The sequence below is a fragment of the Halomonas sp. ALS9 genome, assembly GCF_001651035.1.
Classification (GTDB): domain Bacteria; phylum Pseudomonadota; class Gammaproteobacteria; order Pseudomonadales; family Halomonadaceae; genus Vreelandella.
On the sequence record NZ_LXRG01000163.1, the window covers coordinates 63,566 to 79,039 of the forward strand.

The window sequence follows — 15,474 nt, forward strand, 5'->3', positions numbered from 1 at the left end:
CTAGCCTTTAAGCGGCTTCGGGAAGAAAGCTTTTGCCATCGGCCATGGCCGGAAGCAGGAAAAAGTCGGCGAGGGTTTGGCCAATATCGGCAAAGGTGCCACGCTCACCTAGCGAGCCGGGAGTAAAACCGGGGCCGTGTACCAGAATGGGGATGTACTCGCGGGTGTGTTCGGTGCCGTGCCAGCTGGGGTCACAGCCGTGATCGGCGGTCAGAATCAGCAGATCGTCTTCGCTTAACGCGGCCAATAAAGCTGGCAGCTTGGCATCAAAGTCTTCCAGCGCTGCAGCGTAACCGGGTACGTCGCGGCGGTGACCGTAAACCGAGTCGAAATCGACAAAGTTGGTCATGATCATCGCGCGCTCGCCTTCGTCACGTTGGCTGGTGCGCTCGATCTCTTTGAGCGTAGCGTCCATCAATGCATCGTGGCCGCTGGCTTTTACCTTGTGGGTAATCCCGCAGTGGGCGTAGATATCGGCGATTTTACCAATCGAGACGACTTCACCGCCGGCATCATCAAGCTTTTGCAGCACGGTCGGTGCCGGTGGCTCAACGCTGTAGTCGCGACGATTGCCGGTGCGGGCAAACGTTTTGCTGTCCTCGCCGATAAACGGACGCGCAATCACGCGGCCAATATTGTATGGCTCAAGCAGTTCGCGGACGGTTTCGCACAGCTTATAGAGCCGTTCAAGTCCGAAATACTCTTCGTGAGCGGCGATCTGAAACACTGAATCTGCTGAGGTGTAAACAATCGGCTTGTCGGTGGCGATATGCTCTTCACCCAAGCGGGCAATAATCTCGGTGCCGGAGGCGTGGCAGTTGCCTATCACGCCGGTTAGATCCGCTTCCTGGACGATGGCATCGAGCAACTCAAGGGGGAAGCTGTCGGTTTTATCCAGAAAGTAGCCCCAGTCAAAGCGCACCGGTACACCGGCTATTTCCCAGTGGCCGGAAGGGGTGTCTTTGCCGCTGGAAATCTCTTTGGCGTGGGCGTAAGCACCTTCCAAACTTTCCGGCAGCGTAACGCCTTCGGCCACGCTGCCGGTGGCATCGCGGTGGGCGTGAAACAGCCCCAGCTTGGCCATGTTGGGTAGCTTGAGCGGGCCTGAACGGTGGGCGGTATCCGCTTCGCCACGGGCGCAGGCGGCGGCGATATGGCCCAGGGTATCGGAGCCTTCATCGCCGAAGGTCGCGGCATCTGGGGCGGCGCCAATTCCAAATGAATCGAGGACGATTACAATCGCGCGGCTCATAAGGCTTCTCCACGGAAGGTGTCTTGCAGCAGGGTGTCGGCGCTGGCCGCCGCTTCGCCAATGGTGAACGCGGCGCGGAGCTGTTCCGCGGCGCGCTCGGCGGCGGCGTCACTGCGGGCGTGAACCATGGCGATGGGACGTTGGCTATCGACGCTATCGCCGATTTCGACGATGTCGGTGAAGCCGACGCTGTGATCGACGCTGGCGTCGTTGCGCAGGCGGCCACCGCCCAGTTCGACCACGCTCATGCCCACGGCGCGGGTATCAATGCGTTGCACGATACCTGATTGGTCAGCGTACACGGGCTTGATTACCTCGGCCTTGGCCAGGTAGTGCTCGGAGCGCTCCATAAAGTCGCTGGGGCCACCCAGTTCGCGCACCATGCGGGCGAATACTTCAGCCGCTGCGCCAGAGGTCAGCGCCTTTTCAAGTTTCGTTAGCGCTTCTTCGCGAGAGCCTGCGAGCTTGCCAGCGATGAGCATCTCCACGGCCAGTTCGCGGGTGACTTGCATGATGCGGCTGTTGGGGCGGTCACCACGCAGTAGCGCCAACGTCTCGACGATTTCCACGGCGTTACCGGCGCAGGGGGCCAGCGGTTGGCTCATATCGGTGAGCAGGGCAGTCGTGGGTGTGCCCGCTTGGGTCGCGACGTTAGCGATGCTTTTGGCCAGCTCGCGGGATTTTTCCGGGGTGGGCATAAAGGCGCCGCTGCCGACTTTAACGTCCATCACCAGCGCATCCAGCCCTGAGGCCAGCTTCTTGCCCAGGATAGATGCGGTAATCAGCGGGATCGATTCTACAGTGGCGGTGACATCGCGCACGCCGTAGATGCGCTTATCGGCGGGGGCGAGATCGCCGGTCTGGCCGATAATTGCCACGCCGGTGGATTTCACGACGTTGCGGAAACGCTCCGGGGCAGGATATGGATCGTAGCCAGGGATAGATTCGAGCTTATCCAGGGTGCCACCAGTGTGACCTAAGCCGCGACCGGAAATCATCGGTACAAAGGCACCGCAGGCGGCGACCCAAGGGCCGAGCACCAGCGAGACCAAATCGCCTACACCGCCGGTGGAGTGTTTATCGACGATCGGGCCGGGTAGGTTCAGATCGCTCCACTGCATCACGTGGCCTGAATCACGGGTCGCGGTGGTCAGGGCGACGACTTCTTCACGGCTCATGCCATTAAGAAACACCGCCATGGTGAAGGCGCCAATCTGGGCGTCGCTAATGCGGTCATCGGCAATGCCCTGCACAAACGCCTTGATCTCTTCCGCGGGCAGCGGCTGGTTATCACGCTTAAGGCGAATCAGCTCCTGGGGGAGCAGGGTGTGTTTCGTTGCGTTGGCAGACATTAGTAACCTCCGTCTGTGGCGGCAGCGCTGGTGCTGCCAGTCAACGTATCCAGCAGATTACCCAACAGGCTAGAGGCCCCAAAGCGGAAGTGCGCAGGGGTCGCCCAGCCTGGGCCCATAATATCGTTGGCAAGGGCTAGATACTCGGCCGCGTCTTCGGCGGTTTTAACGCCACCTGCTGCTTTAAAACCAACATCCTGGCCGCTGGCTTTAATCGCCTTGAGCATGATCTCGGCGGCTTCCAGGGTGGCGTTGACGGCCACTTTACCGGTCGACGTTTTAATAAAATCAGCGCCGCCTTCAATGGCGAGTTCGCTGGCGCGTTTGATTAACGCAGGCTCTTTCAGCTCGCCGGACTCAATGATCACTTTGAGCAGCGCTTGGCCCGCGCAGGCGGCTTTGCACATTTCGACTAGCTCAAGGCCAGTCTCTTCATCGCCCGCCATCAGCGCGCGATAGGGGAACACTACGTCGACTTCATGAGCGCCGGAGGCAACTGCGTCGCGGGTTTCCCGGGCGGCGGCCATAATGTCATCGCCGCCGTTGGGGAAGTTGGTGACCGTGGCAATTTTAACTTGGTTATCGAGTTTATGGGCGGTTAGCGCGCGTTGTGCTGTAACAATAAACTGCGGGTAGACGCAGACGGCGGCTGGATTGCCGAAAGGCGTTTTTACCTGCTGGCAGAGCGCTTCAATGGTGCTGTCAGTGTCGCTGTCGTTCAGGCTCGTCATATCCATGAGGGTAAGCGCTTGGCGGGCGGCTTGGACGATATGGGGGGAAGCAGTCGCAGTCATGGAATTCTCACAAATCAGTAAAAGATAAAAACGGGCACTGCGGATAAAACCGCAGCGCCCGCCGCCTTCAGTAAAACCCGCTGCGTTAAGCAGTGGCGTTACTTAAGGCGATGAAGAAGCCAGCAATCGAGGCCGACATCAAGTTGGACAGTGTACCGGCCAACACGGCTTTGACGCCAAAACGGGCAATCTCTTTGCGACGAGTTGGGGCGATGCTGCCCAAGCCGCCAAGCAGAATCGCAATGGAGGAGAGATTGGCAAAGCCACACAGCGCAAAAGAGAGGATCGCCATGGTGTGCGGTGTCATCATTTGACCCGTCGCAGCCACCACCTGTTCCCCATCAATGTAGGGCGCAAGGTTGATATAGGCGACAAATTCGTTGACCACTAATTTTTGGCCGATGAAGGAGCCAGCCAGAGTAGCCTCTTCCCAAGGTACACCCAAGAGGAAGGCCAGCGGGGCAAACAGCCAGCCCAGGATCAGCTCCAGGCTCAGCGAGTCAAAGCCCACCCAGCCGCCAATGCCGCCTAAAATGCCGTTTACCAGTGCGATTAGGGCGATGAATGCCAGCAGCATGGCGCCCACGTTGGCGGCGAGCATTAAGCCGGAGGTGGCGCCGGATGCCGCGGCATCGAGTACGTTGGCAGGCTTGTCTTCCTGGGCTTCAATCTCTTCTTCCACTTTGGAAACGCTGTCGCTGTCGGTAACGTCTTGGGTTTCCGGCATGATCAGTTTGGCAAATAGCAAGCCGCCGGGTGCTGCCATAAAGGAGGCCGCTACCAGGTACTCCATGGGAATGCCCAGTGCAGCGTAACCTGCCAATACCGAACCAGCGACCGAGGCCAAACCACCACACATAACGGCAAACAGCTGCGAAGGCGTCATGCGGGCAATAAACGGACGCACCACCAGCGGCGCTTCGGTTTGGCCGACGAAAATATTCGCCGTGGCAGAGAGTGATTCAGTCCGCGAGGTACCCAGGGCTTTCTGCAGGGCACCACCCAGGATGCGAATAACCCACTGCATAATGCCGATGTAGTAGAGCACGGCGATGAGCGAGGAGAAGAAGATAATGACCGGCAGTACTTTGATGGCGAATACAAAGCCGACGTTATCCACATCGGCTAAGCCGCCGAACAGAAAGCCGATTCCGTCGTTGGCATACACCAATATTTGGCTAACGCCGGAGGAGATGGCCTGCAGCACCGCTTGACCAAACGGCACATAAAGTACAAAAGCACCAATGCCCGCTTGGATAGCAAAGGCACCCAGAACGGTGCGTAGCCGAATCGACTTACGGTCGTAGGAGAAGATCAGGGCAATGGCCACCAGAGTGACCATACCCACCAAGCTCATAAGGAGTGTCATAGGGAGATCCTTCGCGTCAGCGCGTAAGTAACGTTTTTATCGTTAGCTCGCGATTAGAGTAAGTTGAGCTTGACGGAGTAGATCATCGCATTCTGATAGTCGTTGGGAGTGCCCAACTTATTCTCAGAGTAGCGATACTGAATGCCGGTAGTGATCAAGTCGCTGGGGTGCCACCACAGGCTCAGTGCACCGTTGGTGCCTACACTGCCCGCTGTATCGCCCACGTAGTTCTGTTCCAGATACTCATCGTCACGGCCAAAGGTTTGCTCGTGCCAGTTGGTGACGCTGAAGTTCTGGTTGAGCGCAGTGAAATCATAACCCGCGACCCAGCCAGCCATATAGCCGTTCATGCCGGTATAGCTGTTACTTTGCACCCGCGCCGCACCAATAAACGGTTTAAACCACAGGCCGTTATCGAACGTCGTGCGGTAGCCCAGGCCCAGAATCTGATCCTGCTCGCGGCTGTTATAACCATAATCGCGGAAGTCATACAGGTGGGCGTAAATCGATAGCGGGCTATCACCCAGGTAAATATGCGAGGTCACTTTACCCGCGGTGCGGAAGTTGTCCTTGCCGCCGCTTGATTCATCAAACTGGTCGTTGGTAGGGTTCTCGAAATCAAAGAAGCCATAAAACTCGCCCCAGCTAAAGCCAGCGCCGCCTTCGATTTCAACAAACGTAAAATCGCCTTTAGCGGCGTTAGATGCGGTGCGCGCTTCGGTGCCGTTCGACCAGTCCAGGTAATTAACCGAGACGTTAGCGAATGACCACAGCCGATCAAGGGGATGCGGCTGAGCTGCCTCATCTGCCATTAGCGGCGTAGCGATCGTTGCCGCTATTACACCCACTACGCCAGCGCCAAGCGCGACAACAGACGAGGAGCAAGAAGAAGAGTGAGCGTGTGTACGAACTGTCATAGGAGCCTCAACAAGGTTATCGCGGAGCCATTTGGGTGTGGCTATCCGTGGGTTGTAATTGTGCGGGCTGGCGTTAATGTTAAAATTATAACATTTAGTGTTATTTTTCTAACGTTGATTTGCAAGTACTGTCACATCAACGCTATTTAAATGTCATATGGCTCTCACTGTGGCACTTAATAGCGTCAAGAGCCGCCGTAGCAGTGGAAATTACGCCGCAGCTCGCTCAGCATAGAAAGTGACGCAACACCGATACTCCCGCTGCGAAAATCACAACAAGAGGGGTTTGCCAGGAGATGCCCACCATGAATGGCCGTAGCGCTCAGCGCCTTGCCAAACTTCAGGAAGCGCTTGCCAGTGGCGGTACTCTTCATCTGCGCGATGCCGCAGAGCTGTGCGATGTTTCCGAAATGACCATCCGCCGCGATCTAACCACGCAGGTCAGCGCCATTAGCCTGCTGGGAGGGCGTCTAGTGATGGCGAATTACCCCGGCGTTACGCCTATTTATGACTTAACTGAGCAGCAGGCTAGCCATTACCAGGCCAAGTATCGGCTGTGCCAGCGGGCACTCGCTTTTATTGAAGAGGGGGACACGCTGTTTATTGACTGCGGCTCAACGTTGATGCCGCTATTGAGCCAATTAAGCCATTTTAATGAGCTGACGGTCGTGACTTATGCGCTTAACGTCGCCAATGCCGTCGCCGCACTCCCCAACGTACGCTTAGTGCTACTCGGCGGGCTGTTTTATGCCGCCTCGCAGTCGTTTGGAAGCGATAATATGGCTGCCTCCATTGAGCGGTTAGGCATTAACAAAGCGCTGATCTCCGCTGCAGGGGTGGATTTAGAGCGGGGCGTTAGCTGTTTCCACTTTCACGAAGTGGCGCCAAAACAAGCGGCCATTGCCACCGCTATGCAGCGCCTGTTAGTAGTAGATGCCAGTAAGTTCGGCGTAGTTCGCCCGGCCTATTTCGCCGCCCTGGATGATTTTGATGTGGTGGTCACCGATGGAGAGGGTGCTCATAGCAGTCAATACCTTGGGTGCGGCAATGCGCCACTTCTTTCATGATCTCGATCAATAGAAAATACTTTAGTCTTAGCTGCTTAAGTCTTTAGTGCTTCAGCCAGCGAGGCTCGTCGCCAACTCCCACTCGGCGGCGCATATTTTTCCCGGAGCAATGGCGCCTGGCGCCACGTGTGCACTGACCTTGAATACGTTTTAGAGCGTTTTCGAGAGCGTCCTTCAGAGCATGTTTTGGGAAGAGTATGGGGTGGTAGTTAGCCTGCTATGTAGCTGGACAGCATGGCTAGCTAGTGTTTTAAACAACCTCTGACGAGATCACACCATGCAACGACGCTCACTTTGGCGCAGGCGAGGCACGCTAGTGCTACTTGCGCTGTGTCTGTTTCTAGCGGGCTGTAGTTCAGCGCTGCTAGACCCAAAAGGGCAGATTGGCGCTGAGCAGCGCACGCTGATTCTGACCGCCTTTGGCCTAATGTTGATTGTAGTTATTCCTGTGATTGTCATGACGCTGCTGTTTGGCTGGCGTTATCGGCGTAGTAATAGCTTGGCTAAATACACGCCTGATTGGGCGCACTCCAACGTGATTGAAGCAGTGGTGTGGATCGTGCCTTGTGCGATTATCGCCGTGCTCGCCCTGTTGACCTGGAAGACCTCCCATAGCCTTGACCCGCACAAGCCGCTGGAAAGCGATGTGGCACCAATTGAAATACAGGCGGTGGCGCTGGATTGGAAGTGGCTGTTCATCTACCCCGAGCAGGGCATTGCCAGCGTTAACGAAGTGGCCTTCCCAGTAGATACGCCAGTGCGCTTTCGGGTCAGTTCCGGCTCCGTGATGAACGCCTTCTTTATCCCCCATCTTGGCAGTCAGATTTATGCCATGGCGGGTATGGATAACGATGTCCATCTCATTGCCGATGAAATTGGCAGCTACCCGGGTCGTTCCACTAACTACAGTGGCGCGGGCTTCTCTGGCATGACGTTTGAGGCCAAGGTGACCAACGACGCCGATTTTGACGCCTGGGTTGAAACGGTACGCGGTGCCCCGCAAACGCTGACCTACCCCGAAGGGTATGAAGCGTTGGCAGAACCCAGCGAATCGAATCCGGTGGAGTACTTCTCAGCCATCTCGCCATCGCTATATGAAAGCATCCTGAAAAGCTTCCATACCGGCGGTGAGCACGGTATGGGCGGCGAACATCAGATGAGCGGCGATCATGCTGACTCCTACGATGGCGAAAATGAAAACGCTGCCGATCACGCGGCCGAATCAGGTCATGTCACTAACAACCATGCTAGTCAGGATAATGCCATGCGCAGCCATTCCTCTAGCGTAGAAGTGGGAGGTTAAGCCGTGTTTGGAAAACTCACGTTAGAGTCAATTCCCTACCACGAGCCGATCATCATGGTCGTCGCGGCCTTTATGGCCATTGGTGGGATCGCGCTGTTTGGTTTGATTACCTATTACCGCAAATGGGGCTGGCTATGGAACGAGTGGTTTACCTCCGTCGACCATAAAAAGCTCGGTATCATGTACTTCATTGTCGCCCTGGTCATGCTGCTGCGTGGCTTCTCGGATGCGATTATGATGCGTACCCAGTTGGCGATGGCCGCCGGGGATGCAGCGGGCTATTTGCCGCCTCACCACTACGATCAGATCTTTACCGCCCACGGCGTGATCATGATCTTCTTTGTCGCCATGCCCATGGTCATCGGTCTTATGAATCTGGTGGTGCCGCTGCAAATTGGTGCCCGCGACGTTGCCTTCCCTTTCCTGAATAACTTAAGTTTTTGGCTGTTTGCGGTCTCCGCGATACTGGTCAATATTTCGCTGGTAGTGGGCGAATTCGCAGCTACCGGCTGGCTCGCTTACGCGCCGTTATCGGGGATAGAGTTTAGTCCCGGGGTGGGGGTCGATTACTGGATATGGGCGTTGCAGATATCCGGTATAGGCACCACGCTCACCGGTATTAACTTCTTTGTGACCATCATTAAAATGCGCACCAAAGGCATGACGATGTTCCGCATGCCGATCTTCACCTGGACCTCGCTGTGCGCCAACGTGCTGATCATCGCTTCCTTCCCGATTTTGACCGCGACCATCGCACTGTTAACGCTGGACCGCTATTTAGGTATGCACTTCTTTACCAATGATTTTGGCGGCAACATGATGATGTACGTCAATCTCATCTGGGCCTGGGGCCACCCGGAAGTTTATATCCTGATTCTGCCTGCCTTCGGCGTATTCTCTGAAGTGATTGCGACCTTTGCCCGTAAGCGGCTATTTGGCTACGCCACCATGGTGTGGGCGACCATTTCGATCACCTTGCTTTCGTTTGTCGTTTGGTTGCACCACTTTTTCACCATGGGGGCGGGCGCCAACGTCAACGCCTTCTTCGGCATTATGACGATGATCATCGCCATTCCTACCGGGGTGAAAGTGTTCAACTGGCTGTTTACCATGTACCGCGGCAGCCTGGAACTGACGTCACCGGTGCTCTGGACGCTGGGCTTTATTATCACCTTTACTTTAGGCGGTATGACCGGCGTTATGCTGGCGGTGCCTGCGGCCAACTTTGTGCTGCATAACAGCCTGTTCGTTATTGCTCACTTCCACAACGTCATTATCGGCGGCGTGGTGTTCGGCATGATGGCGGGTCTCACCTACTGGTTCCCCAAAGCGTTTGGCTTCACGCTGGACGAGAAGTGGGGCAAGCGCTCCTTCTGGTGCTGGTTTATCGGCTTCTACGTCGCCTTTATGCCGCTCTACGTGCTGGCCTTCTTTGGTGCTGTACGCCGCATGCAGTCTTACGCCAACACTGAATGGCAGCCGTGGATGATTCTGGCCTGGGTAGGCGCAGTGATCATTATGCTGGGCATTGTCTGCACCATCATTCAGTTCTGGGTGAGTATTCGCGATCGCAAACAGAACGCCGATGTCACCGGTGACCCTTGGCATGGCCGCACCCTGGAGTGGTCGACCTCTTCTCCTGCACCGTTCTACAACTTTGCACGTTTGCCGGAAGTGGGCGATATCGACAGCTTCTGGTCGCAAAAACAGCGTAGCGAAGAGCAGCTTGAAGCAGCCCCCTATACCGATATTCATATGCCGCGTAATACCGTGGCCGGGCCCGTTATCAGCTTCTTTGCGCTGGTTATCGGCTTTGCGCTGGTATGGCATATCTGGTGGTTAGCCGGCGTCGGCGCCGTGGGTGTTTTTGTGAGCTTTATGGCACGGGTGTTCAACGACGACATCGACTACTACGTTCCCGCTGCTGAAGTTGAGCGCATCGAACGTGAGCATCAACTTAAACGTGAGCAACAACTCGAACGTGAACAACAACTAGGCGTGGAGGCGCAAGCGTAATGGCAACCGATACGTTACAACACGGCGCAACGGCTGAGCCCCACGAGCATCATGATGCCTCGGGCACGAAGCTGTTTGGTTTTTGGGTCTACTTAATGAGCGATTTGGTGATCTTCGGATCACTGTTCGCCACTTACGCCGTGCTGATGAGAGGCACGGCAGGTGGGCCAACCGGCGCTGATATTTTTGAATTACCGTTGATTCTTTTCGGTACCTTTGCACTGCTGATCAGTAGCTTTACCTTCGGCATGGGCGTTTTGGCAATGCATGCCAACCGTGTTGGTCAGGTGAAAGTATGGCTGATCATTACCTTTCTGCTGGGCTTGTGCTTCCTGGGGATGGAAATCTATGAGTTCCAGCATCTGATCCATGAAGGGTTTGGCCCGGATCGGAGCGGCTTTTTGTCGGCCTTCTTTACCCTGGTAGGTACTCACGGGTTGCACGTTACGTTCGGCATGATCTGGATTCTGGTGATGCTGGTACAGCTGTCGACCAAAGGGTTGAACGATATGACCCGGCCGAGGATTTTGTGCCTAAGCCTGTTCTGGCACTTCCTTGATATTGTCTGGATCTGTGTCTTCTCATTCGTCTATCTGATGGGAGTGTTGTGAGATGAGTGCAAGTTCAACCAATGCCCATGGCAGCGTTAAGTCGTATGTGACAGGACTGGTATTGTCGCTGATACTGACCATTATCCCTTTTGCGGTAGTAATGAGTGGCGCTTTTAGCGTACTGGCTAGCGTGATTGTGATAGCCGTGACCGCAGTGTTGCAGATATTGGTGCAACTGGTCATGTTTATGCATATGAGTACCAAAGCCGACGAAGGCTGGAATCTGATGTCCTTCGTCTTCACACTGACGGTTCTCGTCTTAGTGGTAGGAGGCTCGCTGTGGATCATGCAGCATCTGCATCTCAACATGATGATCGGCTAATCTCAGCGCCCAGCCGCTGGCGGGATCTGCTTGAGCTGACCAAGCCGGGCATAATCGGCGGCAACTTGATTGCCACCCTGGGCGGCTACTTTCTCGCCGCCCAGGGCCAGTTCGAGTGGCTCAGCTTTGTCTCGGTCATGGTGGGGATTGCGTTAATCATCGCGTCAGGCTGTGCGTGTAACAACGTCATCGACCGCGATATTGATGCATTGATGGCGCGTACGCGCCATCGCCCCCTGGTAAGAGGCAGCATCTCTATTACTCAGGCACTGGGCGTTTCGGCGCTGCTGGGTGTGTCGGGGGTGGTGTGCTTGGCGCTGGGCACCAATGGGCTAACCGTTGCCTTGGCGGTGATTGGCTGGGGCGTGTATGTGGGGCTCTATAGCCTTTATATGAAGCGCCGCTCGGAGTACGGCACCTTGGTAGGCAGCCTCTCCGGGGCCATGCCGCCGGTGGTGGGCTACTGTGCAGTGACCGGGCAGTTCGACAGCGGTGCGATTATGCTGCTGGTGATTTTCTGCCTGTGGCAGATGCCGCACTCCTACGCGATTGCGATCTTCCGCTATGCCGATTACCGCCGCGCGTCGATTCCGGTGCTGCCGGTAGTGCGCGGGGTGAAAATGGCCAAGCATCATATTCTTGGCTACATCGTGGCGTTTATTCCCGCTTCGCTGGCGCTGGGGTTAGCCAGCCAGGCGGGTGCGGGGTATCTGTGCGTGGCGCTGACCATGGGCGGCTACTGGCTCTACTTGGCGCTGCGCGGCTACCGTTTAGAGGACGATGTGCGCTGGGCCAAGAAAGTGTTTGGCGTTTCCATTCTGACCATCACTGCGATGAGCTTAGTCATGGTGTTGGAGTCAATGGTGCCGATGTGGGTTTAGCCCCCTCACGCTGTTAAGCAGTCAAACAAAACGCCCCGAGCAGGTAACTGCTCGGGGCGTTTTTTTGGGTCGTGAAACCGATTGTTTACTCTTCCCGCTGGCTAGCCTGGATGGCGGTGAGGGCGATGGTGTAAACGATGTCGTCTACCAGCGCGCCGCGGGAAAGATCATTGACCGGCTTGTTCAACCCCTGCAGCATCGGGCCGACGCTGACCACGCGGGCGCTGCGCTGCACCGCTTTGTAGGTGGTATTGCCGGTGTTGAGGTCGGGAAAAATAAACACTGTCGCCTTACCGGCAACCGGAGAATCGGGCGCTTTCTGCATGCCTACGCTCTCAATGGCGGCAGCATCGTATTGGAGCGGGCCGTCAATGGCTAAGTGCGGGGCGCGCTGTTTAGCAATCCGGGTGGCTTCGCGGACTTTATCCACATCGGCACCGGTGCCGGAGTCGCCGGTGGAGTAGCTGATCATGGCGACCCGCGGCTCAATGCCAAAGGCTTCCGCGGAGCGGGCGCTTTGCAGGGCGATTTCGGCCAGGGTTTCGGCGTCCGGGTCGGGATTTACCGCGCAGTCACCGTAGACCACCACTTGTTCGGGCAACAGCATAAAGAAGATCGACGATACCTGGCTGTATTCCGGTGCGGTCTTGATCAACTGGAACGCGGGCCGCACGGTGTTGGCGGTGGTGTGCACCGCCCCGGAGACAAGTCCGTCGACTTCATCCAGCTGCAGCATCATGGTGCCGAGCACCACGTTATCTTGTAGCTGGGCTTCGGCGGTGAGTTCGTTGAGCTTGCCACGGCGACGCTCGACCATGGGGCCGATATAGCGTGCGCGGCTGCTTTCGGGATCGATAATCGTCAGCGCTTTAGGCAGCGTCAGCCCGCGGTTTCGCGCTACATTTTCGATATCATCGCGTTTACCCAACAGTACGCAGTCGGCTATGCCACGGCGCTGGCAGATAATCGCCGCTTCAACGGTGCGCGGCTCATCGCCTTCCGGCAGCACCACGCGTTTTTTAGCCAACTGGGCGAGTTTAACCAACTGGTGGCGAAACGCCGAAGGTGACAGCCGACGGGTATAACCGCTGCTTAGGTGGGCTTTCAGCCATTCAAGATCCATATGGGCCGCAACGTAACGCGCCACCTGCTCGGCGCGCTCGAAGTCGTCCATGGGGATTTCGCTGCTTAACTGGCTGAGGTGCTGGGCGGTGGTCAGGCTGTCAGTCTCTACCGCCAAAACAGGCAGGCCGGTTTTGAGCGCGGGGCGACACATCTCAATCATATTGTCGTTAGGCATAAAGCCGTTGGTCAGCAGTACGCCCGCTAATTGAATGCCGTTCATGGTGGCCAATGCCGAGGCCAGCACTACATCGTCGCGGTCGCCGGAAGCCACTACCAGGCTCCCTGGGGTGAAAATATGCAGCGCGTTGGCAGCGCTGCGGGCGCAAAGGCTGGTAGAAAGCACTCGGCGGCTGGACGCCTCGCCTTCGTTCAGCAGCTTGGCATTGAGCGCCCGCGCCACATCCAGGGTGCGCGGCGCACTGAGTGTTTTACTGTAAGGCACCACGCCGATCAGGTGAAACTTATCGGTCGCCAGGGCTGGGGAGTATTGGCGTAGCTCAGTGAGCACCGACTCTTCCAACTGCGGTTTGAAGGTGCCCGGTGCGGCAGAAAGATCATCTTCCTGAGCGTAGGGCAGGTTCTTCATGCGCATCAAAATGCCGCCCAGGGTGCGGCTGGAGCTAACTCCCCCAAAACTACGGGCATGCATATCCAACTGCTCGGCTAAGGCCTGGGGCTCGTTTAAATCACCGGTGCCGACAAGAATAATCCGCGCATTCAGTGCGTTGGCGAGTTGGGCGTTAGTTTGGGTCGCGTAGGTAGTGTGCTGGGTGGGCACTACGCCTTCTACCACGACAAGGTCGAGGGTGCTGCCATCGCGGTGGGCCTGCTGGACAACCTGCTCATAGAGCTCAACGGCGTTTTCCATCAGCTCATCGGTTTGGTCGTCGCGCAGCAAGCGTTCCATGCGCGCTTGGGAAATCGGCGAAGGCGGGCGCTGGTTAAGCGCCCGCGAAACTAACGCGGTGGAGCGGTCCAGACCTGGGCCGTTGAGTTCGTTCTGCATAAACGGCTTTAAAAAGCCGGCTTTCAGGCCGATGGTATCCAGCGCTTGAATTAACCCCAGGCAGGCGGAGGTAAGCCCGGCGCCCTGGCTGGTAGGCACTAATAGAATGGCTTGTGGCTGGTCGGGGTGGGGTGTCATACACGGGCCTCTAAGCAGTGGCGGGTTTCCATGGCAATGCGGCCCTCTTCGTCGGTAGGGATCACCCACACCTGAGGGCCTTGATGGTCAGCGCTATCCAGCTTGCCCTCTTTGCCGCGAATGGTGGCTTCATTAGCATCGTTATCCAACGCAAAGCCGAAGTGGGGCATCAGTGACAACACATTGCGGCGCACGATGGGCGAGTTTTCGCCGATCCCACCGGTGAAAATAACCCCGTCTAACTGGGGTAGAGCGCAAGAGAGCGCCGCTAACGACTTGGCGATACGGTAACAGAACACCTCCATGGCTAACTGTGCGGTGGCGTGCCCTTGTTCGGCTGCCTCTTCAATTTCGCGCATGTCGTTGGTTAAGCCTGAAAGCCCCAGCAGGCCACTCTGTTTATTGAGTACGTCGTCGATTTTGTCTAACGACCAGCCCAGTTGGCGATGCAGGTGGGCGTGCAGGCCTGGGTCAACATCGCCACTGCGGGTACCCATCACCAAGCCTTCCAACGGGGTCAGGCCCATGCTGGTATCCTGGCTTTGATTGTTCCACACCGCGCTGGTCGAGCAGCCATTGCCCAAGTGGGCGGTTAGCCAACCACCTGTGCCACGGCTACTTAGTTCGCCCGCCCGCTGGCTAACGTAAGCGTGGCTGGTGCCATGAAAGCCATAGCGACGAATACCGTGTTCGGCGTAGAGGGTTTCAGGCAGCGCGTAACGATAAGCACGCGGTGGCATGGTTTGATGGAAAGCTGTATCAAAAACAGCCACTTGCGGGAGCTCCGGGAAGACGTTTTGGGTCGCTGCAATACCCGCTAAGTTCGCTGGGTTGTGGAGGGGGGCGAGCGCTGCGGTGGTTTCGATCGCTGTGATAACGCTATCGTCGATTAACGCGGCTTGGGTAAAGTGCTCTCCACCGTGCACGATGCGATGGCCTACCGCCGCCGGTAACCGGCCTTCCATGCACTCAAGAATGGCGTTAAGTGCCTGGGTATGGTCGGCTCCCGGTAGTGGCTGAGTAAAACGTTCACCGGCACTGTTTTTACCCTTTAGACGTGCTTCATCGCTACTCAGGCGTTCAGCGATGCCTTCAAGTCGCGGTGCCTGAGGATCTGAGTCAATCAACGCGTATTTAATAGAGGAGGAACCGCAGTTAATTACCAGCACCGGAGCGTTCATAAAAACCTTTTCGCTAGGAGGTTAGTGAGCAAAGGGATAGACTTTAGTATAACATGCTGCATTGCGGAAAAGCAGTGCCTGAATTTCGTTAGCCTTCTATGTAAAAGCTAGGCATGCTGGGCTATTGCGACCTGCACAAC

Annotated in this window: 13 protein-coding genes; 6 read left to right on the plus strand and 7 right to left on the minus strand. The window is 56.6% G+C overall.

Features of this window, described 5'->3' with window-relative positions; genetic code table 11:
* Positions 1-7 precede the first annotated feature (7 nt).
* The 5 genes from A6R74_RS10950 to A6R74_RS10970 all read right to left on the minus strand — a co-directional run bounded on the left by A6R74_RS10950 (position 8) and on the right by A6R74_RS10970 (position 5,684).
* On the minus strand, positions 8-1,252 hold the full coding sequence (locus tag A6R74_RS10950) for a phosphopentomutase (RefSeq protein ID WP_064234527.1): 1,245 nt from the start codon (positions 1,250-1,252) through the stop codon (positions 8-10).
* Entirely contained in the window at positions 1,249-2,604 is a 1,356-nt protein-coding gene (gene deoA / locus A6R74_RS10955) for a thymidine phosphorylase (RefSeq protein WP_064234528.1), read from the minus strand. The genes A6R74_RS10950 and deoA overlap by 4 nt, the downstream gene beginning before the upstream one ends.
* Entirely contained in the window at positions 2,604-3,398 is a 795-nt protein-coding gene (gene deoC, locus A6R74_RS10960) for a deoxyribose-phosphate aldolase (protein WP_064234529.1), read from the minus strand. The genes deoA and deoC overlap by 1 nt, the downstream gene beginning before the upstream one ends.
* Before the next feature lie 85 nt (positions 3,399-3,483).
* Positions 3,484-4,767 carry a NupC/NupG family nucleoside CNT transporter gene (locus tag A6R74_RS10965; protein WP_064234530.1) on the minus strand — a complete coding sequence of 428 codons (1,284 nt, stop codon included), beginning with the start codon at positions 4,765-4,767 and terminating at the stop codon, positions 3,484-3,486.
* A gap of 53 nt (positions 4,768-4,820) precedes the next feature.
* Entirely contained in the window at positions 4,821-5,684 is an 864-nt protein-coding gene (locus A6R74_RS10970) for an outer membrane protein OmpK (RefSeq protein ID WP_082906651.1), read from the minus strand.
* Between the two features lie 305 nt (positions 5,685-5,989).
* Here A6R74_RS10970 and A6R74_RS10975 point away from each other — a divergent pair, with 305 nt between their 5' ends.
* The 6 genes from A6R74_RS10975 (at position 5,990) to cyoE (ending at position 11,884) form a co-directional block, all read left to right on the plus strand.
* Positions 5,990-6,751 (plus strand): DeoR/GlpR family DNA-binding transcription regulator, encoded by a 762-nt coding sequence (locus A6R74_RS10975; RefSeq protein WP_064234532.1) that lies wholly within the window; start codon positions 5,990-5,992, stop codon positions 6,749-6,751.
* A gap of 277 nt (positions 6,752-7,028) precedes the next feature.
* Positions 7,029-8,054, plus strand: a complete 1,026-nt coding sequence (gene cyoA / locus A6R74_RS10980; protein ID WP_064234533.1) for a ubiquinol oxidase subunit II — start codon at positions 7,029-7,031, stop codon at positions 8,052-8,054.
* 3 nt (positions 8,055-8,057) lie between these two features.
* Positions 8,058-10,070, plus strand: coding sequence for a cytochrome o ubiquinol oxidase subunit I (cyoB, locus tag A6R74_RS10985; RefSeq protein ID WP_064234534.1), 2,013 nt, complete (start codon positions 8,058-8,060; stop codon positions 10,068-10,070).
* Complete coding sequence (gene cyoC / locus A6R74_RS10990; RefSeq protein ID WP_064234535.1) at positions 10,070-10,681, plus strand: cytochrome o ubiquinol oxidase subunit III; 612 nt, start codon at positions 10,070-10,072, stop codon at positions 10,679-10,681. Before cyoB ends, cyoC begins: the two co-directional genes overlap by 1 nt.
* 1 nt (position 10,682) lies before the next feature.
* Positions 10,683-11,003, plus strand: coding sequence for a cytochrome o ubiquinol oxidase subunit IV (cyoD, locus tag A6R74_RS10995; protein WP_064234536.1), 321 nt, complete (start codon positions 10,683-10,685; stop codon positions 11,001-11,003).
* A complete protein-coding gene (gene cyoE, locus A6R74_RS11000) occupies positions 10,961-11,884 on the plus strand; it encodes a heme o synthase (RefSeq protein WP_064234537.1) in 924 nt (307 codons plus the stop codon). Before cyoD ends, cyoE begins: the two co-directional genes overlap by 43 nt.
* Before the next feature lie 85 nt (positions 11,885-11,969).
* On the opposite strand, the gene pta is transcribed toward cyoE, so the two are convergent.
* Positions 11,970-14,153, minus strand: coding sequence for a phosphate acetyltransferase (pta, locus tag A6R74_RS11005; RefSeq protein WP_064234538.1), 2,184 nt, complete (start codon positions 14,151-14,153; stop codon positions 11,970-11,972).
* Positions 14,150-15,334, minus strand: coding sequence for an acetate/propionate family kinase (locus A6R74_RS11010; RefSeq protein ID WP_064234539.1), 1,185 nt, complete (start codon positions 15,332-15,334; stop codon positions 14,150-14,152). Before A6R74_RS11010 ends, pta begins: the two co-directional genes overlap by 4 nt.
* Positions 15,335-15,474: the final 140 nt, after the last annotated feature.